This window comes from Aeromonas sp. BIGb0405 (genome assembly GCF_024807335.1).
Lineage (GTDB): Bacteria > Pseudomonadota > Gammaproteobacteria > Enterobacterales > Aeromonadaceae > Aeromonas > Aeromonas rivuli.
In genome coordinates, this window is record NZ_JANUEP010000001.1 from 809,297 (window position 1) to 827,595 (window position 18,299).

16 protein-coding genes are annotated in these 18,299 nt (G+C 64.6%); 13 read left to right on the forward strand and 3 right to left on the reverse strand.

Going from position 1 to position 18,299, the window contains the following annotated elements; genetic code table 11:
- Positions 1–21 precede the first annotated feature (21 nt).
- Both M2366_RS03760 and M2366_RS03765 read right to left on the reverse strand, forming a co-directional pair.
- Complete coding sequence (locus M2366_RS03760) at positions 22–1,707, reverse strand: (2,3-dihydroxybenzoyl)adenylate synthase (RefSeq protein WP_259268993.1); 1,686 nt, start codon at positions 1,705–1,707, stop codon at positions 22–24.
- Positions 1,704–2,864, reverse strand: a complete 1,161-nt coding sequence (locus M2366_RS03765) for an isochorismate synthase MenF (protein ID WP_259268994.1) — start codon at positions 2,862–2,864, stop codon at positions 1,704–1,706. Before M2366_RS03765 ends, M2366_RS03760 begins: the two co-directional genes overlap by 4 nt.
- A 374-nt stretch (positions 2,865–3,238) precedes the next feature.
- Here M2366_RS03765 and M2366_RS03770 point away from each other — a divergent pair, with 374 nt between their 5' ends.
- The 5 genes from M2366_RS03770 (at position 3,239) to ppk2 (ending at position 7,928) form a co-directional block, all read left to right on the forward strand.
- Positions 3,239–4,045, forward strand: a complete 807-nt coding sequence (locus M2366_RS03770) for a siderophore-interacting protein (RefSeq protein WP_259268995.1) — start codon at positions 3,239–3,241, stop codon at positions 4,043–4,045.
- Positions 4,046–4,265: 220 nt separating this feature from the next.
- Positions 4,266–5,372, forward strand: coding sequence for a 3-deoxy-7-phosphoheptulonate synthase (locus tag M2366_RS03775; protein ID WP_259268996.1), 1,107 nt, complete (start codon positions 4,266–4,268; stop codon positions 5,370–5,372).
- A gap of 147 nt (positions 5,373–5,519) precedes the next feature.
- Entirely contained in the window at positions 5,520–6,596 is a 1,077-nt protein-coding gene (locus M2366_RS03780; protein ID WP_259268997.1) for a PQQ-dependent sugar dehydrogenase, read from the forward strand.
- Between the two features lie 57 nt (positions 6,597–6,653).
- Entirely contained in the window at positions 6,654–6,776 is a 123-nt protein-coding gene (locus M2366_RS03785; protein ID WP_259236492.1) for an entericidin A/B family lipoprotein, read from the forward strand.
- 327 nt (positions 6,777–7,103) lie between these two features.
- Positions 7,104–7,928 (forward strand): polyphosphate kinase 2, encoded by an 825-nt coding sequence (ppk2, locus tag M2366_RS03790; RefSeq protein WP_259268998.1) that lies wholly within the window; start codon positions 7,104–7,106, stop codon positions 7,926–7,928.
- A 148-nt stretch (positions 7,929–8,076) separates the two neighbouring features.
- Here ppk2 and M2366_RS03795 read toward each other — a convergent pair whose 3' ends face one another.
- Positions 8,077–8,871: a DeoR/GlpR family DNA-binding transcription regulator gene (locus tag M2366_RS03795; RefSeq protein WP_042041376.1), complete on the reverse strand. Its 795-nt coding sequence runs from the start codon at positions 8,869–8,871 to the stop codon at positions 8,077–8,079.
- Between the two features lie 251 nt (positions 8,872–9,122).
- On the opposite strand from M2366_RS03795, the gene ltnD reads away from it, so the two are divergent.
- The 8 genes from ltnD (at position 9,123) to M2366_RS03835 (ending at position 18,213) form a co-directional block, all read left to right on the forward strand.
- Entirely contained in the window at positions 9,123–10,025 is a 903-nt protein-coding gene (gene ltnD, locus M2366_RS03800; protein WP_259268999.1) for an L-threonate dehydrogenase, read from the forward strand.
- Positions 10,022–11,272 carry a 3-oxo-tetronate kinase gene (gene otnK / locus M2366_RS03805; RefSeq protein ID WP_259269000.1) on the forward strand — a complete coding sequence of 417 codons (1,251 nt, stop codon included), beginning with the start codon at positions 10,022–10,024 and terminating at the stop codon, positions 11,270–11,272. The genes ltnD and otnK overlap by 4 nt, the downstream gene beginning before the upstream one ends.
- Entirely contained in the window at positions 11,265–11,897 is a 633-nt protein-coding gene (locus M2366_RS03810) for an aldolase (protein WP_042041370.1), read from the forward strand. Before otnK ends, M2366_RS03810 begins: the two co-directional genes overlap by 8 nt.
- Positions 11,894–12,676, forward strand: a complete 783-nt coding sequence (gene otnI / locus M2366_RS03815) for a 2-oxo-tetronate isomerase (RefSeq protein ID WP_259269001.1) — start codon at positions 11,894–11,896, stop codon at positions 12,674–12,676. Before M2366_RS03810 ends, otnI begins: the two co-directional genes overlap by 4 nt.
- A gap of 45 nt (positions 12,677–12,721) precedes the next feature.
- Positions 12,722–13,672 (forward strand): D-erythronate dehydrogenase, encoded by a 951-nt coding sequence (gene denD / locus M2366_RS03820; protein ID WP_259236495.1) that lies wholly within the window; start codon positions 12,722–12,724, stop codon positions 13,670–13,672.
- The gene (locus tag M2366_RS03825) at positions 13,669–15,171 is read left to right on the forward strand and encodes a GntP family permease (protein ID WP_259269002.1); all 1,503 of its coding nucleotides are present in this window, start codon (positions 13,669–13,671) and stop codon (positions 15,169–15,171) included. Before denD ends, M2366_RS03825 begins: the two co-directional genes overlap by 4 nt.
- Before the next feature lie 148 nt (positions 15,172–15,319).
- Complete coding sequence (locus M2366_RS03830) at positions 15,320–16,213, forward strand: DMT family transporter (protein WP_259269003.1); 894 nt, start codon at positions 15,320–15,322, stop codon at positions 16,211–16,213.
- Positions 16,214–16,284: 71 nt separating this feature from the next.
- A complete protein-coding gene (locus tag M2366_RS03835; RefSeq protein ID WP_259269004.1) occupies positions 16,285–18,213 on the forward strand; it encodes a methyl-accepting chemotaxis protein in 1,929 nt (642 codons plus the stop codon).
- Positions 18,214–18,299: the final 86 nt, after the last annotated feature.

Here is an 18,299-nt window from a genome sequence, read left to right on the forward strand (position 1 = left end):
ACGTCATGATTCCTTTTAGTTTTAAACTGTGAATGTGCTGTCTGCCTGGCTGCTGGCAAGAGAGTGGGCGATGCGCTCACGCAGTCCCTTCTTGTCAATCTTGCCCACCGCCGTCATAGGCAGGGCCGCGAGGATCTCGAAGCGGTCCGGCAATTTGAATTCGGCCACGCCGCGCGAGCGCAGGAACTTGCGCAAGATAAGCGCCTTGAGGCCCGGCTCTGTGGTGACGATAAAGGCGCAGCTCTTCTCCCCCATGGTGCTGTCCGGCATGGAGACCAGGGCCGCCTGGGTGATGGCCGGGTGGTGCAGCAACTGGTTCTCCACCTCTTCCGCCGCTATCTTCTCGCCGCCGCGGTTGATCTGATCCTTCTGCCGACCCACCACGGTCAGGTAACCATCGGGGTCTTGCACCACCAGATCGCCGGAGCAGTAGAATCCCTCGCTATCGAACACCCGAGCGTTGTGGGCCGGGCTCTGGTAGTAGCCACGGAAGGTGTAAGGGCCGCGGGTGTGCAGGGCGCCGGGCTGGCCCGGGGCGACCGGATTGCCCGCCTCATCGAGGATGCGCACCTCGTCATCCGGGCTCATGGGGCTGCCCTGGGTGTGGATGATCTTCTCGTCGGGGTCAGAGAGCCGGGTGTAGTTGACCAGGCCTTCGGCCATGCCAAACACCTGTTGCAGCTGGCAACCGAGCAGCGGGCGGATCTTTCTGGCCACCGCCTCGGCCAGCTTGGCACCGCCCACTTGCAGCAAGGTCAGACTCTCGAGCTGGCGACGCACGGCAGGGTCGGCTTCGGCCGCCTGCAACCAGAGGGAGACCGCGGGCGGTACCAATGAGGTCAGGTTGACACTGTGGCGGGCCACCAGCGGGAAACAGCTCGTGGGGCTGGGATCTTGGGCCAGCACCACGGTGCCACCCGCCTCGAACACCCCTAGGGCGCCGGGGGAGCTCAGGGGGAAGTTGTGGGGGGCCGGCAGGGCGCACAGGTAACGGGTATAGGGGCCGAGGCCACAGATCTCGTTGCTGCGGCGCACGCTGTAGAGATAGTCGTCGTGAGTGCGGGGAATGAGCTTGGGAGTGCCTGTGCTGCCGCCGGAGAGCTGGAAGAAGGCCACCTCGTCCGCCGGGCTTGGGCCATGGCTCGGAGATGTGCCTTGCCACACGGGGTTGGCGGTCTTGTCTTCCCCCAGCCAGTGGGCCAGGCCCAGCTCACCCTCTTCACCATCGAGCAGCACCAGCTCGGCGCCCATGGTTTGCAGCAATTCACCGCTGCGATCTCCGCTTGCAAACAGGGGATGAGCGAGCGAGCCGATAAACAGCCTGGGGCGGATCTGCTCGGCGTAAGAGGACAGCTCCAGCCGATTGTGGCTAAAGAGCGCGTTGACCGGGGCTATGCCGACTTTCAGCAGGGCGAAGAACACCTGATAAAACTCGGCCACGTTGGGCAGTTGCACCAGGGCGGTATCGCCGACCCTGAAACCATGGCGGGCGAGCCGCGCCGCCAGCCGGGTCGAACTGGCATCAAGCTCACGGTAGCTGACGCTGCGCTCACCGCAGACAATGGCAGTGGCATCCGGCGCCGCGTCGCACTGGCGACTCAACATGGCGGTCAGCGGTTCACCCCGCCAATGACCCTTGGCGCGGTACGATTCGGCCAGCTCGGTCGGCCAGCGGGTGTAGGGCAGGAAGCGGTTGGATTGACTCATAATGCCACCTCGGTGCCGAGGCCCAGGGCTTTTAGCATGGTGCCAAGCTTGGTGCCGGTCTCTGCCCACTCCATGGCGGGATCCGAGCCCGCGACTATGCCGGCCCCGGCGAACAGCTCCACATGGTGGCCATCGAGCACGCCGCAGCGGATCACCACGGCCCACTCGCCGTTGCCCTGGCTGTCGCACCAGCCGACGATGCCGCTGAACAGGGCGCGCCTGAAGGGCTCCTGCTCGCGGATGAACTGGCGCGCCAGCTCGGTGGGATAACCGCACAGGGCCGGGGTGGGGTGCAGCTGGCAAGCGAGGGAGAGCACCGAGGCCTCTCCCCCATGCAACTGGCCCGCGATGGGGGTGCCCAGATGCCAGAGGGTGTCGGTGCTCATCAATGAGGGTGACGGGGGAATGGTCAGCTCACGGCAGTGAGGGGCCAGCACCCGCCGGATCTCGTCGATCACCAGCCGGTGTTCATGCTGATCCTTGTGGGAGGCCAGCAGCTTGCTCGCCACCGCCTCATCCTGCTCCGGCTCGCCGCCGCGCTTGGCCGAACCGGCCAGCGGATGGGTGAAGACCGCGCCCTCACTGACCCGCAGCAGCAGTTCGGGGCTGGCGCCGATAAGGCGGCCGCCCTGCCCGAGCGGCAAGGAGAAGTGAAAGGCGTTGGGGTTCTGGGCCATCAAGCGGGCCAGCACCTGCTCGGGGTCGGCGGGCTGGCTCAGTTGCAGCGTGAGCTTGCGCGACAGCACCACCTTGGCGAGGGCGCCTTGCGCGAACGCATCGAGGGCCGAACTCACCGAGGCCTGAAACTCGGCGGCGGCGGGGATGCTGCGCACCGAGATGGCCTGGTTAGACACCTGGGGAGAGGGCGCGCTGACCCGGCGCGAGCTGCGCTCAACGCGGCCAGGCACATAGAGGCAGGAGGCCTCGCCAGGATCGAAGGCAAAGGCGCCGATCAACAGCGGGTTAGCCTGGCCTGCGGCCTGCGCTGCCGCCAGGGCCTGGGCTATCTGCCGCTCCAGCCGCGACCATTCACAGGCTGGCGTCCTGATCGGCTGGCCCAGATCATGAGCCCGGATCTCTCCCAGGCTCGACGTAAACAGGATGTCGGGGGGCGCGGCCTGAACCGGCGCACGGGTTTCCATCACAAGAGTATCCATATCACACCCATCTAATACGACTCAAAATGATAATCATTATCAGTTTGTATTTATGCGGCGCTAAAATACTCGCTTTGAAATCCCCAGGTCAATGGAATTTACTCGGGACATAACTGGAACCTCTATACGGGTATAGCCATGCCGGGGGCCGGGTGCGATGAACGGCAGGACGCCTGCCCCTGAGCCAACTCCTTCTTCAATCCGGGGCTGCGACAAGGAATGACCGACTGGTGTCCGGGAAGGGCGCCAAACCGTCAGGCGCGAGCAAGTGGCAACCCATGACGAGGTGTCAGCCAAATCACACTCTCTCAGGCAATTGATAATAATTTTCATTTGCCTGAGAATAAGCGCCATTGTCAGCCAGGAGTCTTCCCATGTCCCAGCCCGTCCCGGTCAATCGTCCCCGTCTGCTCACCGTCAAGGGGGTGCAGGATCTAACCCCTCATATGCGCCGAGTCTGCCTGACAGGCCCCGATCTCGCCGACTACCCCTTCACCTGTGGTGGCGCCCATATCAAGATCATGTTGCCGCAACCCGGGCAGCCCCATGCCGTCTTGCCAACACCCACCCCGCAAGGCCCCCGCTGGGAGGACGCGAGTCAGAAGCCCATCATGCGCACCTTCACCATTCGCGCCTTTCGCCACGAAGCGCTGGAGCTGGATATCGATTTCGCCCTCCATGGCGAGACAGGCCCGGCCAGCCGGTTCGCCCTCCATGTCAAGCCGGGGGATAGCCTCGCCATCTCGGGCCCCGGTGGCCCCAACCCCATGTTGCAGGTGGCAGATAACTACTACATGGTGGGGGATCTCACCTCCCTGCCCGCCATCTGCGCCATGGCCGAGGTGATGCCAAGCCAGGCCCGGGGACACATAGCCCTGCTGGTGCCCCATGAGCAGGAGATCCAGGATATTGCTCTGCCAGCCGGCGTCAGCCTGCGCTGGTTCATCGGCAACCCGGATCAGACCGCGGCCCTGGTCAGCCACTTCACCAGCCTGCCCATGACGGGCGAGCAGAGTTACTTCTGGTTCGGTGGTGAGGAGGGCCTGGTCGTGCCCATGCGTCGCCACGTCAGGCGCACCCTGGACGTGGATCGCAGCCGCGTCTATGCCGTGCCCTACTGGCGCCATGGTAAAGACGAAGAGGCCTACCACCATGACCGCCACGACGTGATGGACAGCTAATCCTCCATCGGTTCCTGTCAGGGCCCGCGGCACACCAGCCCGGGCCCTGCTTGTTTCGGCCATCCCCATTCTGCTCTCCCCCCTCGTTAGTGCTTGCATGTCGGGCACAAAACAAGATAATGATAATCACTCTCAATTGAGGCGCTGGATAGCCCATGAGCAACACCAGATCTGTTGTATCCGGCCCCTTCTCTTTCGTTCGCATCACAAGGTAACCCTGATGGCAGTCTTGAACTCGGTAATGCGTGCCTGCGCAGTGGCAGCACTCCCCACCCCGGCCGAACTCTTGGCACAACAACCCTGCCCGGCCCCCATGCAGGCCCGGATAGCACAACATCGTCAGCAGGCCAGCAACATTCTGAGCGGCGCCGACGACCGCCTGCTGGTGGTGATAGGCCCCTGCTCCCTGCACGATCCCGAGGCTGCCCTCGACTATGCCAAACGGCTGGCCCCGCTGGCCGAGCAGTATGGCGATCGTCTGCAGATAGTGATGCGGGCCTACTTCGAAAAACCGCGCACCACTGTCGGCTGGAAAGGGCTGGTATTCGATCCGCACCTGGATGGCAGCCATGATCTCGACCAGGGCCTGCGCCTGGCGCGCCAACTGCTGCTCGACATCGGTGACCTTGGCCTGGCGACAGCGACCGAGTTCCTCGATACCACCAGCTTCCTCTATCTCGCCGACCTCATCAGCTGGGGCGCCATCGGCGCCCGCACCACGGAGTCCCAGGTCCATCGTCAGCTTGCCTCGGCCCTGCCCTGCCCGGTTGGCTTCAAGAATGGCACTGACGGTAATGTCAGGGTTGCCATGGATGCCATTCAGGCAAGTCAGGCCTCTCACCTGTTCACGGCGCCAGGCAGCGAGGGCGGCATGGTCGTGATCCGCAGTGAGGGCAATGAGGCAGGGCACATCATCTTGCGGGGTGGCGCCCACCCCAATTACCACAGAGCCGATGTGGAGGCCGCCGCCGCGCAGCTGCGCCAACAGGGGCTCAACGGGCGATTGATGGTCGATTGCAGCCATGGCAACAGCCAGAAGCAGCACAAGAACCAGCTCAGGGTGGCCGAGGCCCTCTGCCATCAGCTGGCCGATGGCAGCCAGGCCATCGCCGCCGTCATGGTCGAGAGCTTCCTGATCGAAGGCAGCCAGGCCCCCGCCCCCTTGAGCGAGCTCACTTACGGCCAGTCGGTGACCGATGCCTGCCTCCACTGGGACGACAGCCTGCGCCTGCTCGCCATGCTGGCCAATGCCGTGTCGGATCGGCGCCGTCAGCACCTGACCCAGAGAGCGCCACAGCCCCAGTGGGATGCCCAGCTCGCCGGATAGCCTCGACCGCTGGCGCCGCCTTCATTCAGGCGGCGCCAGCCACCCGGCGACCATTCCCCCTCCCCATCACGCCCCCACGCCAGACCCGGCGCAGATGGCGCCCTCCCCTCTATACTTGGCCGATGCCCCCTTCACCCAAGGCCTCCCATGCTGCTGCGCGTTATCCTCTGTCTGCTGCTCTGCCTCACCTTGGCCCCCCTGCCCGGGGCAAGCCCCCTCAAGGTCGAGATAGTGCACAAGGGGTTGGTACACCCCTGGGGCCTGGTCTTTCTGCCCGGCGGCGATCTGCTGGTGAGCGAACGACCCGGCCGCCTGCTGCGCATCCAGGCCGATGGCCAGCGCCAGAAGGTGTCAGGCCTGCCCGAGATAGCAGCCCAGGGCCAGGGTGGCCTGCTCGATCTGGCACTGGATGAGCAGGGCTGGCTCTATTTCAGCTACAGCGAGCCAGGCGCCGGGGGCAGCAGTACCGCCGTGTCGCGCGCCAAGCTGCAAAATAATGCGCTGGTCGAGGTGCAGCCTCTGTTCAGTCAACGACCCAAGGTGGAAGGGGGGGCGCACTTCGGCTCGCGCCTGGTGCTGGGGAGTGATGGCCTGCTCTACATTACCCTGGGCGATCGCTTCAATTACCGCAGTCAGGCCCAGCACCTCGACAATCACCTCGGCAAGACCATTCGCCTGAACCGGGACGGTAGCCTGCCGCCGGATAACCCCTTTATTCACACCCAGGGTGCCCTGCCCGAGATCTGGAGCCTGGGCCATCGCAACATGCAAGGAGCCGCCTGGCGGCCCGAGGTCAACCAGTTCTGGACCCACGAGCACGGCCCCCAGGGCGGGGATGAGGTCAATCTCATTCTGGGTGGTCGCAACTATGGCTGGCCCAGGGTCAGCTTCGGCGAGGAGTATGGCGGCGGCAAGATTGGCGAGGGCAGTTCGGCCCCCGGCTTGACGAGCCCGCTCAAGGTCTGGGTTCCCTCCATCGCCCCCTCGGGCATGGCATTTCACTCGGGCGCTCACTACCCCCAGTGGCGGGACAAGCTGTTTATCGGCGCCCTGCGCGGCCAGTCACTGCGAGAGCTGACCCTGGCCGGTGACATCATAGTCGGCGAACGCACCCTGCTCGGGGAGCGGGGGGAGCGGATCCGCACCGTCAAAGAGGGCCCGGATGGCGCACTCTACCTGCTCACCGACGGCGCGGCGGGCAAGTTGCTGCGGTTGACCCCCTGAGCGCCCCCTCGGCTAGACTTGAGGCGACCGGCATCCCCAACCTCCACAAGGAGCACAATGATGAAAACCCTGACGATTATCCTCTGCTGCGGCCTGCTGTTCGCTTGCAATACCATGAGCGGCATGGGCAAAGATGTCGAAAAGGTCGGCGAAAAGATTCAAAAGAGCGCCGACAAATAACCCCAGCCGGGCGGTACCCTGCCGCCTGGCTCCCTTCTCTGGCCGCCCCGGCTTGCCACAGCGTTTGTGTTGCCACTTCCCATTGCTCCGCGACCAGACAGGCATCCCGCTCGCCCGCGTCATCGCCTTCCCGTGCCGAGGATCCCCTTGCGCTTGTTCACTGCGCCAGCTCCCGTTAACAGAGCGCGGCTGGCTGCCAAGCAGGAGGCTCATCCTGGCGATCCACGGTTCCAGCTGTGACCGACCCCTTGACTCAGTTACACTCTTGCTGTTGGCCGTCGATGCAGGCGGCCCTCCTCCACAGGGATCAGACAAGAGAAGGGAATCATGGGTAACAAGAAGAAAACCAAAGCTGAACAATCAGTGCCGACAACGGCCCGTGAACAACTGGGTAACAAGGAGTACGCAAAGGAGCTACGCCGCCTGCACGTGGAGCTGGTGAAGCTGCAGCAGTGGGTCGTGCATAAAGGGCTCAAGGTGTGCATCGTCTTCGAGGGGCGCGACGGTGCCGGCAAGGGGGGCACCATCAAGGCGATCACCGAGCGGGTCAGTCCCCGCGTGTTCAGGGTCGTGGCCCTGCCCGCCCCCACAGAGCGGGAGAAGAGCCAGCTCTATGTCCAGCGCTACGTCCCCCATCTGCCCGCCGCCGGCGAGATCGTCATCTTCGATCGCAGCTGGTACAACAGGGCGGGGGTGGAGCGGATCATGGGGTTCTGCACCCCGGAGGCGAGCGACAAGTTCCTGGCCAGCACGCCGCAGATGGAGTGGTCCATGGTCGATTCGGGGATCATCTTGCTGAAATACTGGCTGGAAGTGAGCCCGGAGGAGCAGGAGCGGCGGCTGCGAGATCGTATCGATGATGGTCGCAAGACCTGGAAGCTCTCCCCCATGGACATCAAGTCATTCGATCGCTGGGATGACTACACCCAGGCACGGGATGCCATGTTTGCCGCCACCGACACCACCTGGGCCCCCTGGTTCGTGGCGCGCTCCGAGGACAAGAAACGGGTGCGACTCAACATCATCTCCCACCTGCTGGCCCACATCCCCTACGAGGATCTGCCCGCCGACACGGTCAAGTTGCCCAAGCGCAAGATTGGCAAGGTCAAACCCACCGACCATCCGTTCCGCTATATTCCGGAACTCTTCTGAGTACCAGCAGGGGGAGCCTGTCGCTCCCCCTGTACCACGGCTATTGACCGCCCCCTTGAAGCACAGGTGAAGCGCAGACGACGAGCCCGATACCGCCCCGAGGCGCTTAGCCGCGCCCAGAGCCCTCTCTAAGACCCCGTCAGGGCCACTAGGCGCTGGCCTGAGCCAGGGGATCCCCATCCAGGCTCACCAGAGATAGCTGAACCCCGTGCTGGGCCAGCATATCGCGGGCATTCTGGGCCAGTCTGTCATCGGTGATCACCTGATCGACCGCCTCCCAGCCCACCACCTTGAAGGTGCCCACCTTGCCATATTTGGACGAGTCACAGATGAGGATGCGGGTCGAGGCCGCCTCGACCACGGCGCGCTTGACCGGCACCTTCTCCTCATTGGGGGTCGAGATACCATGCAAGTCCCAGGAGGAGGAAGAGAGGAAGGCAATATCCAGATGCAGATTGCGCAGGAAGTGGGCGGTCGCCTCCCCGGCGCAAGACTGATTGTCACGGATCACCATGCCACCGGTGTGATAGAGGCGACCCAGACCATGTTCGATCAGGTAGGCGCACACCATGAAGTCATTGGTCACTATCATGAGGTCGTCGCGCAGGGCCAGCTCCCGCGCCAGCTCCAGGGAGGTGGTGCCCGCATCCAGATAGACAGTGCAACCCGCAGGTACCTGATCCGCGGCCAGGCGCGCGATGGCGAGCTTGGCCGCCTGCATCAGGCTGCGCTTGGCGGCGTGGGAAGGCTCGCTCTTGATCCGCTGGGAGAGGCTGACCCCGCCCGAGACCGACAGCACCCGCCCCTGTCGCTCCAGCTTCTGGATATCCCGGCGCACCGTCATGTGAGAGACGCCGAGCCGCTCGGTGAGCGCCAATATGCTGACTACGCCGCGCTCGGTCAGCAGTTGCAATATCTGTTGCTGTCGTTCTATGGGGATCATGGGGGCTCCTCCCTGTTGAGCCGCCATTCTAGCCCAGCTAAATGGTAAAAAATGATAAAACTTCACCACAATCACCAAAATTAACATTTAGTCACACACGTGACGTTATTAATCCGCATTAATAGGGCTTCAACCGAACCAAATCACAAAAAATAACATCAATTAAGTTAAAAAATGTGAGTTAAGCCTGATATTTGACCGGCGTTAATCCCTACTATGAGCCCATACGCCGTCTCATAGAGGAACTCAGCATGTCTCACCCTTATCAGGTTGCCGTCATCGGCCTTGGCGCCATGGGCATGGGCGCCGCCCTCTCCTGCCTGCGGGCCGGGCTCCACACCCATGGCATAGACCTCGACTTATCGGCCCGTGAACGACTGGCCACCGCCGGTGCCACCAGTGTCGGCGCGGATGCCCATGCCATCGCAGACCGGCTCGATGCCGTGCTGCTGCTGGTGGTCAATGCCGCCCAGGTGCGCCGCATCCTGCTCGGCGAAGAGGGGCTGGCTCGCCGCCTCACCCCCGGTACCGCCATCATGATCAGCGCCACCATCGCCAGCGAAGAGGCACAGGCCATCGCCGCCGAACTCGGCGCCCTGAACCTGCTGGTGCTGGATGCCCCGGTCTCCGGCGGCGCCATCAAGGCCGAGGCCGGCGAGATGACGGTGATGGCCTCAGGTAGCCAGGCCGCCTTCGATCGTCTGCAACCCGTGCTCGATGCGGTAGCCGCCCATGTCTTCGCCATCGGCGAGCGTCCGGGTCAGGGCAGCACGGTCAAGATCATCCACCAGCTGCTGGCCGGGGTACATATCGCCGTCGCCGCCGAGGCCATGGCGCTGGCGAGCCGCGCAGGGGTGCCGCTGGATCTCATGTATCAGGTGGTGACCCAGGCGGCAGGCAACTCCTGGATGTTTGAGAATCGCATGCCAAGGGTACTGAACGGCGACTACAGTCCCCGCTCTGCGGTGGACATCTTCGTCAAGGATCTCAAGCTGGTCGCCGAGCAGGGCCAGGCACTGAATTTCCCGCTGCCTCTGGCGAGCGCCGCCCTCAATCAGTTCCTCAGCGCCAGTAACGCAGGCCACGGCAAGGAGGACGACAGTGCCGTCATCAAGGCCTACGCGGGCATTCAACTGCCGGAGGCCGCCCAATGAAACTCGGGGTCATCGCGGACGACTTCACTGGCGCCACCGACATCGCCGGCTTCCTGGTAGAGAACGGCCTCGCCACCTTGCAGCTCTCGGGAATCCCGGACAACGCCGAGCTGCCCGCGGCGGACGCCCTGGTTGTCAGCCTCAAGAGCCGCTCCTGCCCGGCGCAGGAGGCGGTGACCCGCTCCCTCGCCGCCCTCGCCTGGCTGCGCGAACAAGGTTGCGATCGCATCTATCAGAAGTACTGCTCCACCTTCGACAGCACCCGCGAGGGCAACATAGGGCCGGTGACGGATGCGCTGCTCGATGCCCTGGGCGCTGACTTCACCCTGATCTGCCCTTCACTGCCAGTCAACGGCCGCACCGTCTATCAGGGCAACCTCTTTGTCGGTCCCCAGCCCCTGTCAGAATCCGGCATGCGCCACCATCCCCTCACCCCCATGACCGACAGCAATCTGCTGCGACTGATGGATGCCCAGGGTCGCGGGCGTACCGGACTGGTGCCCTTCAACACCATAGCGGCGGGGCCCGAGGCCATTGCCGCCGCCCTGACCACCCTCAGGGAAGATGGCTATCGCTACGCCGTGGTCGATACCCTGACCGAGCAACATCTGCTGGATATCGCCGCCGCCGTCAGCGACTGGCCGCTGGTCACCGGTGGATCCGGGCTCGCCATCGGTCTGGCCCGGCTGTTTAGCCAGGGCCAGGCAGAAACGGCCCGGGCGTCGGGCCATCCCATGCCGGGTCGCTGCGCCATCTTGTCCGGCTCCTGCTCCCAGATGACCAATCGCCAGGTCGCCCACTACCGCGAACAGGCACCGAGCCTGGCCCTGTCGGTCGAGGAGTGCCTCAAGGACCCGACCTACCCGGCCAGACTGGCCGATTGGGTGCTCAGTCAGGGCCCAGGCCCGGCCCCCCTGATCTACGCCACTACCACCCCTGAGGTCCTCGGCGACATCCAGCGCCAACATGGGGCTCAGGCCGCCAGCGAGGCGGTGGAAGCCTGCTTCGCCGCCCTGGCCGAGCGGCTGGTCGCCGCCGGGGTGAGCAACCTCATCATCGCCGGTGGCGAGACCTCGAGCCGGGTCACCCAGGCCCTCGACATCAACGCCTTCCACATTGGCCCCCAGATAGCGCCGGGTGTGCCCTGGGTCAGGGCCACGGACAGACCCCTCTCCCTGGCACTCAAGTCAGGCAATTTCGGCGATGAGGGCTTCTTCTCCATCGCTCAGGAGTTCTTTTATGACTGAACAATCACTGCGCGACACCATGGTCATGCTGGGGGCCTCCCTGTTTGCGCGAGGTTATGCCACGGGCGGGGCGGGCAATCTCTCGGCCCGGCTGCCGGATGGCACCCTGATCGCCACCCCGACCGGCTCTTGCCTGGGTCGCCTCGAGGCAGACCGCCTGGCCAAGGTGAGCCTGGATGGCCGTCATCTCGACGGGGATCGCCCCTCCAAGGAGGTGGCTTTCCACCTGGCCCTCTATCACAACAACCCTGAGTGCCAGGCGGTGGTGCACCTGCACTGTACCCATCTGACCGCGCTCTCCTGCCTGGATGGGCTGAACCCGGCCAATGTGATCCGCCCCTTCACCCCCTATTACGTGATGCGGGTCGGCAGCCTGCCGCTCATCCCCTACTACAAACCCGGGGATGCCCGCATCGCCGAAGAGCTGGGGCGGCGCGCCCAGGAGGCGGGCGCCTTCCTGCTCGCCAACCACGGCCCCGTGGTGATGGGCAAGAACCTGGTGGAAGCGGTCAACAACATGGAGGAGCTGGAAGAGACGGCTCGCCTCGCCCTGTTGCTCCATGGTCAGCCCATCCGTTACCTGAGCGAGTCCGAAGTGGCCGAATTGAGGAGTCTGAAGCCATGAGCAAATTTGCCGCCAACCTGACCCTGCTGTTCACCGAACTGCCCTTTATCGAGCGCTTCGCGGCGGCCCGCGCCGCCGGTTTCGAGGCCGTGGAGTGCCTCTTCCCCTACCAGTGGCCCGCCGCCGAGCTGGCCCGCCAGTTGAGCGAGCATGGCCTCACCCAGACACTGTTCAACATGCCCGCCGGAGACTGGTCGGCCGGGGAGCGCGGCATGGCCGCCATCCCGGGCCGTGAGGCCGAGTTTCGCGCCCAGCTGCCCAGGGTGCGTGACTACGCCCTGGCGCTCGGCTGCAAAAAGGTGCATGCCATGAGCGGCCTGATTGATCCGGCCCACTCCCTGGCCGCCCATCGCCAGACGCTGATTGACAACATTCGCCACGCCGCCGACTACCTGGCGGCGGACGGCATCAAGGTGCTGCTAGAACCCCTCAACAGCCGGGACGTGCCCGGGTACTTCCTGGCCCACCAGCTCGATGCCCTGGCGCTGGTGGAGGAGATAGACAGGCCGAACGTGGCGGTCCAGCTCGATCTCTACCACGCCCAGATCATGGATGGAGACCTGACCCGGCTCATCGACACCCTCGGCCAGGCCATCGGCCATGTCCAGATAGCCTCGGTGCCGGATCGCCACGAGCCGGATCGGGGGGAGATCCACTATCCCCACCTGCTCGCCGCACTGGCACGGGCCGGCTATCGGGACTGGATTGGCTGCGAATACCACCCCAAGGCTGGCACCCAGGCGGGCCTTGGCTGGCTGACGCAATGGCAGTCGCAATAACACAACAAGAACGACACACACACGAACGAGTCTGAGGATAACAAGATGCAGATCATCATCACGGGGGGCGGCGGCTTTCTCGGCCAGCGCCTGGCCCGAGCCCTGTTGCAAGGACCTCTCCCCTTCAGCGAATTGCTGCTGGTGGACATACAGATGCCGATGAGCCCGCTGCCCGATCCCAGGGTGCGCTGCCTGCAAGGGGATCTCACCGTCCCCGGGGTAGCCGAGACCCTGATCACCAAGGAGACGGGGATCGTCTATCACCTGGCCGCCATCGTCAGCAGCCATGCCGAGCAGGATTTCGATCTCGGCTGGCGGGTGAACCTGGACACCACCCGCACCCTGCTGGAGGCGTGCCGCCACGCCAGACCCGGCATCCGCTTCGTGTTCACCAGCTCCCTGGCGGTCTACGGCGGCACCCTGCCCGAGCAGGTGGACGACAGCACAGCACTGACGCCCACCAGCTCCTACGGCGCCCAGAAGGCGATGGGGGAGCTGCTGGTCAATGACTACAGCCGCAAGGGGTATGTGGATGGTCTGGTGCTGCGCCTGCCCACCATCTGCGTGCGCCCCGGCAAGCCGAACCGCGCCGCGTCTTCGTTCGTGAGCGCCATCATTCGCGAGCCACTCCAGGGGGAAGCCACCCAGTGCCCGGTCGATCCCGCCCTGCGACTCTGGCTGTCGAGCCCGGCGACAGTGGTGAGCAACTTCCTCACCGCCGCCACCCTGGAGGCCCCCAAGCACTGGCGCAGCATCAACCTGCCCGGCATCAGCGTCACCGTCGACGAGATGCTGGCCACCCTGACCCTCAGCGGCGGCCAAGCCGCCCGGGACAGGGTCACCATGACGCCGGATCCCGCCATCGAGCGCATCGTCGCGAGCTGGCCCGGTCGCATCGACAATAGCCGCGCTTGCGAGCTCGGCTTCATGGCGGACAGGACGTTCGCCGACATCATCGACAGCTTTATCACCCATGACATGCAGGAGGCATCATGATCGATATACCTACCCCCATCATAGGGCTCATCATCGCGGTATTTGCCCTGGTCTTCCTGGTGCTGCGCACCCGGGTTCACGCCCTGATCGCCATGCTGGTCGCGGCCTGCATCGCCGGGGTCACCGGTGGCATGAGCATCGACAAGACCCTCACCGTCATCACCCAGGGCTTTGGCTCCACCCTCGGCAGCATCGGCATCGTCATCGGCCTCGGGGTCATGATGGGTCGCCTGCTGGAGGTGTCGGGGGCGGCCGAACAGATCGCCTACAGCTTCATCAAGTGGCTCGGCAAACGCCGGGAAGAGTGGGCGCTGGCCATCACCGGCTATATCGTCAGCATCCCCATCTTCGTCGACTCCGCCTTCGTCATCCTGTTCCCGGTCGCCAAGGCGCTGGCCAAGAGTGGCAAGCGCTCCCTGCTGACCCTGGGGGTGGCCCTGGCCGGTGGTCTGGTGGTGACTCACCATACGGTACCCCCCACACCGGGTCCGCTCGGGGTAGCGGGCCTGTTCGGGGTCGACATCGGCGCCATGCTGCTGACCGGCATGTGCCTGGCGGTGCCCTGCGTCATCGGCATCGTGCTCTACGCCCAGTGGCTCGACAAGAAGTACCCGGAGTTTGGCGAGCAGGCGATCAAGAGCCAGGACGAGCTGCAAGTCACCTATGAGCAGTATCTCAAGGAGAAGGAGGGCAAAGTGCTGCCCAGCCTGACCCTCTCCCTGCTGCCGATCCTGGTGCCCATCGTCCTCATCTTCTGCAAGGCGATGCTGACCACTCTGGCCACGTTCGAGGGGTTTGAATCCCTCGGCAGCAACCCGCTGGTGCAAGGAATAGGCTTCATCGGTACCCCCATCATCGCGCTGGCCATCAGCGTCTTGCTGGCCGTCTATACCCTGGTGCCGCACCTGGATCGTCACGCCACCGCCGAGCGTCTCGAAGAGGGTCTGCAGTCCGCGGGCATCATACTGCTGGTCACCGGTGCCGGTGGCGCCCTGGGGGCCGTATTGCGCGACAGCGGGGCTGGCAACCAGCTCGCCGAACAGATAGCGGGGCTGCCCATCTCCCCCATTCTGATCCCCTTTATCGTCGCCACCCTGGTGCGGCTCATCCAGGGCTCGGGCACGGTTGCCATGGTGACGGCGGCCTCCATCTCGGCCCCCATACTGGCGCAGATCCCCGGGGTCAACATGCTGCTCGCCGCCCAGGCCGCCACCATGGGCTCGCTCTTCTTCGGTTACTTCAACGACAGCCTGTTCTGGGTCGTGAACCGCATGATGGGCATCTCGGACGTGAAGCAGCAGATGATCGTCTGGTCCATCCCGACCACCATCGCCTGGGCCATAGGTGGTACCGGGGTCGCCCTGCTCAACCTGCTGTTCGGTTCGGGGGGCACCTGGTTCGACCCCGTGCTGCCGCTGCTGGTGCTGGCCCTCATCATCTGGGGGGTGCGTCGTCAGCCGCTGGGGTTGCCTGGCCCGGCGCCGGTGCGTCAACCTTGAGTCAGGCTCGGACAACTCGCCTGGCATCACAAACCGGCGAATGAATGGATGAAAAAGCCTGCCCGACCCCAGGTCGGCAGGCATAGGAGAGAGGGGGCCCGTCTGCTAGACTGGCCCCCTCTCTGGCTTCTCTCACAAGGATTGGAAGATGTCTGGTTCGCCCCTGCGCGATCGCTCCACCGGTTTTGCCTTGCTCACCATCTTGCTGTGGGCCTCTCTGGCCGCTCTCACCTCCAGAGTCACCAGCGTGTCACCTCTGGTGCTGGTGGGCCTGGTGCTGCTGTTTTGCGGCGCAGGCGCCTTGCCATTCTGGCGCCAATGGCGCGCCAGCCCCGTCACCTGGCTGGTCACCATCACCGCGCTGCTGTTCTATCACCTGCTGCTGTTTATGAGCTTTCGCCACGCCCCCGTGCTTGAGGCCAATCTCATCAACTATCTGTGGCCGCTGTTCATCATACTGTTCACCCCGCTGTTGCTGCCCGGCCATCCCCTGCAGGGTCACCACCTGCTGGCGGGGCTGCTGGGGCTGGCCGGCAGCGTGCTGGTGATGGTCAATGGCGAGCTGCAGCTGCAATATGCCTATCTGCCCGGCTATCTGCTGGCCCTGGGCGCCGCCATCATCTGGGGCGGCTATTCGGTATTGTCACGGCGCCTGCCCGCCGCCCCGGCGGTCATGGTCGCGGCCGCCTGCCTGCCCGCAGGCCTGCTCGCCCTGCTGATGGCCTGGCAACTGGAAGGCCCCCTGCCCCTGACGACCATACCAACCGCTGACTGGGCCCTCATCACAGGCCTGGCCCTTGGGCCCATGGGCGCAGCCTTTGTCACCTGGTATCTGGCGCTGCGGGACGGGGATCCCCGCCGTATCGGGGCCCTCTCCTACCTGACGCCACTGCTCAGCACCCTGCTGCTGGTCTGGCTCAATGGGGAGGAGCTGACCCTGCGCCACGTGCTGGCCGGCACCCTGATCCTGGGGGGCGCCCTGCTCGGTCTCAAGGCCAGCCCGGCCAAACATGAGCCACTCCTGCCCAACGCAACCCCCTGAATCCTTGTCATCAAACTGCCATCAAGCCTGCTTAAGCTGACGCCGTTCGTCGTTCAAGCAGGACTCTTTTGGTGAATATCTCCCGTTACTCCGCCCTCGCAGCACTGGTTTTGATCTTGCTCGCCAGCGTGCTCAGCGCAGCCCTCGGCTATGGCTGGCGCCAGCTCAGTGTGAGCGAAGCCAACCAGCATCAGCATGATCGCCTCGCCCAGCGGCTCACCAGCACCCTGCAAGGGGCACTGCGCGACTATCTGGCCAGCGGTGATCCGGTGCGTCTCGCCAGTGCCGAAGGGGCGCGCCGCCAGGCCCTCAATCAGCTGGATCACCTGGATAGCCCGCAGACCATGCCCCTCAGAGCCGAGCTTGAGCTAATGGGCAAGAAGATAGCGAGCGACTATCTCGCCGCCGGCAAGCTCTCCGGCAACAGTCAGGGTTTGCTGCAAAATGCCGAACGCGAGCTGACCGAGCAGGCCAAGATGCTGCTGCGCTACGGCCAGGGCAGCGATGCCCCGAGCGCGGCCGCCTATCGCCAGGGCGCCGCGGACATGCTCGCCGCCCTGCCCCACCTCATTCATCTGCGCCAGCAATACATGGCCCAGGGCAGTGCCCAGCAATTAGAGGCCCTGCAGTTTGAGCTCGCCAGCCTGAGCCGCCAGGCCGACGCGCTGGCCGCCCTGCCGCTGCTTGGGCTGCTCGAGGCGGCTCCCGCCGAAGAGGAGTTCACCCTGGGCGAGCCCGAGCGGCGCGATCTGGGCCAGCAGCCCCGCAACGAGTTGCAGAGCCTGCTGCGTCGCTACCCTCAGGAGCTGATCAACAGCCAGCAGGCCCTGGCCCGGCAAGAGGCGGCCCGCGAGGCGGTCAATCGGGATCTCGACAAGATGCTCACCGCCTTGACCCGGATGGGGGATGCCCTCGGCGCCGAGCGCCAGCAGGTCAATGGCCAGCTGGCCACCGTGCTGGGCAGCCTGGCCCTCGCCCTGGTCATGACGGCGCTGCTGTTCGCCTGGTGTCAGCGGCGCTGGATAGTCGGCCCCCTGCATCGGTTGCGCGCCGCCTTCATCCAGCTCGAGCAGACCGGCCTGGCCGAGCCCTTGCGACAGGGGCGCGAGCGTAACGAGCTGGCCGACATAGTGGCAAGCTACAACCGGTTGCTCGCCCACAAGCAGCAGGAACAGTCGCACAAGGAGGGCCAGCTCGAGGCGGTCTCCCTCAGTTTGCAAGGCATGGTCAGTCAGGTGCAGGACATCCACCAGCGCACTCACACCACTGAGCAGGCGGTGGACGAAGGGGAGCTGATGATGAACGAACTGAACCTGCTCGCCAGCGAGGTGCATCAGGTGGCCGCGGATATCGCCCTCCATGCCCAACACAACGAACAGTCGATGACAGACAGTGAACAACTGGTGGGAGGCATGCTGCAGGCGACCGAACTGACCGGCCAGGCTATCCATGAGAGTGGCGATGCCCTGACCGAACTGCGCCGCTCCGTCGATGACGTCACCGCCATCGTCGATGTGATTGGCCATATCGCCCAGCAGACCAACTTGCTGGCGCTCAATGCCGCCATCGAAGCGGCCCGGGCAGGGGAGCATGGCCGGGGGTTTGCCGTGGTGGCCGACGAGGTGCGCCACCTCTCCGGCGACACCCAGCGCTCCCTTGGCCAGATCACCGAGATATTGCAGCGCCTCACCGGCTCGGGAGAGCAGATCACCGCAGTCCTTGGCCGCATTCATCGCGAGTCGGCCCAGCAACGCCAGCAGGCCGAGCAACTGCGCCAGACCACCCAGCAGGTACGGGACATGGCGCGCAGCACGGCCGTCATCGCCCTGCAGGGAGCGGACAACGCCAAGAGCCAGGAGCGCAAGCTCGCCACTTTCGCGGCACTGATCGGCAAGATCAGCCAGCATGCCCACCAGGTCAGCCAGCTCTCGGTCCAGGTCTCGGGGCACATACAGCACCAGGCAGGGCAGATCCCCAAGATCCTCGGCCATCAGCCCTGAATCACAGGCGCCAGCACCGCTCATTTTATTCGGCTCGCCTCGCGCGAGCTTTTTTTGCGGCACAAAATTAACTGTTAAATACTGGT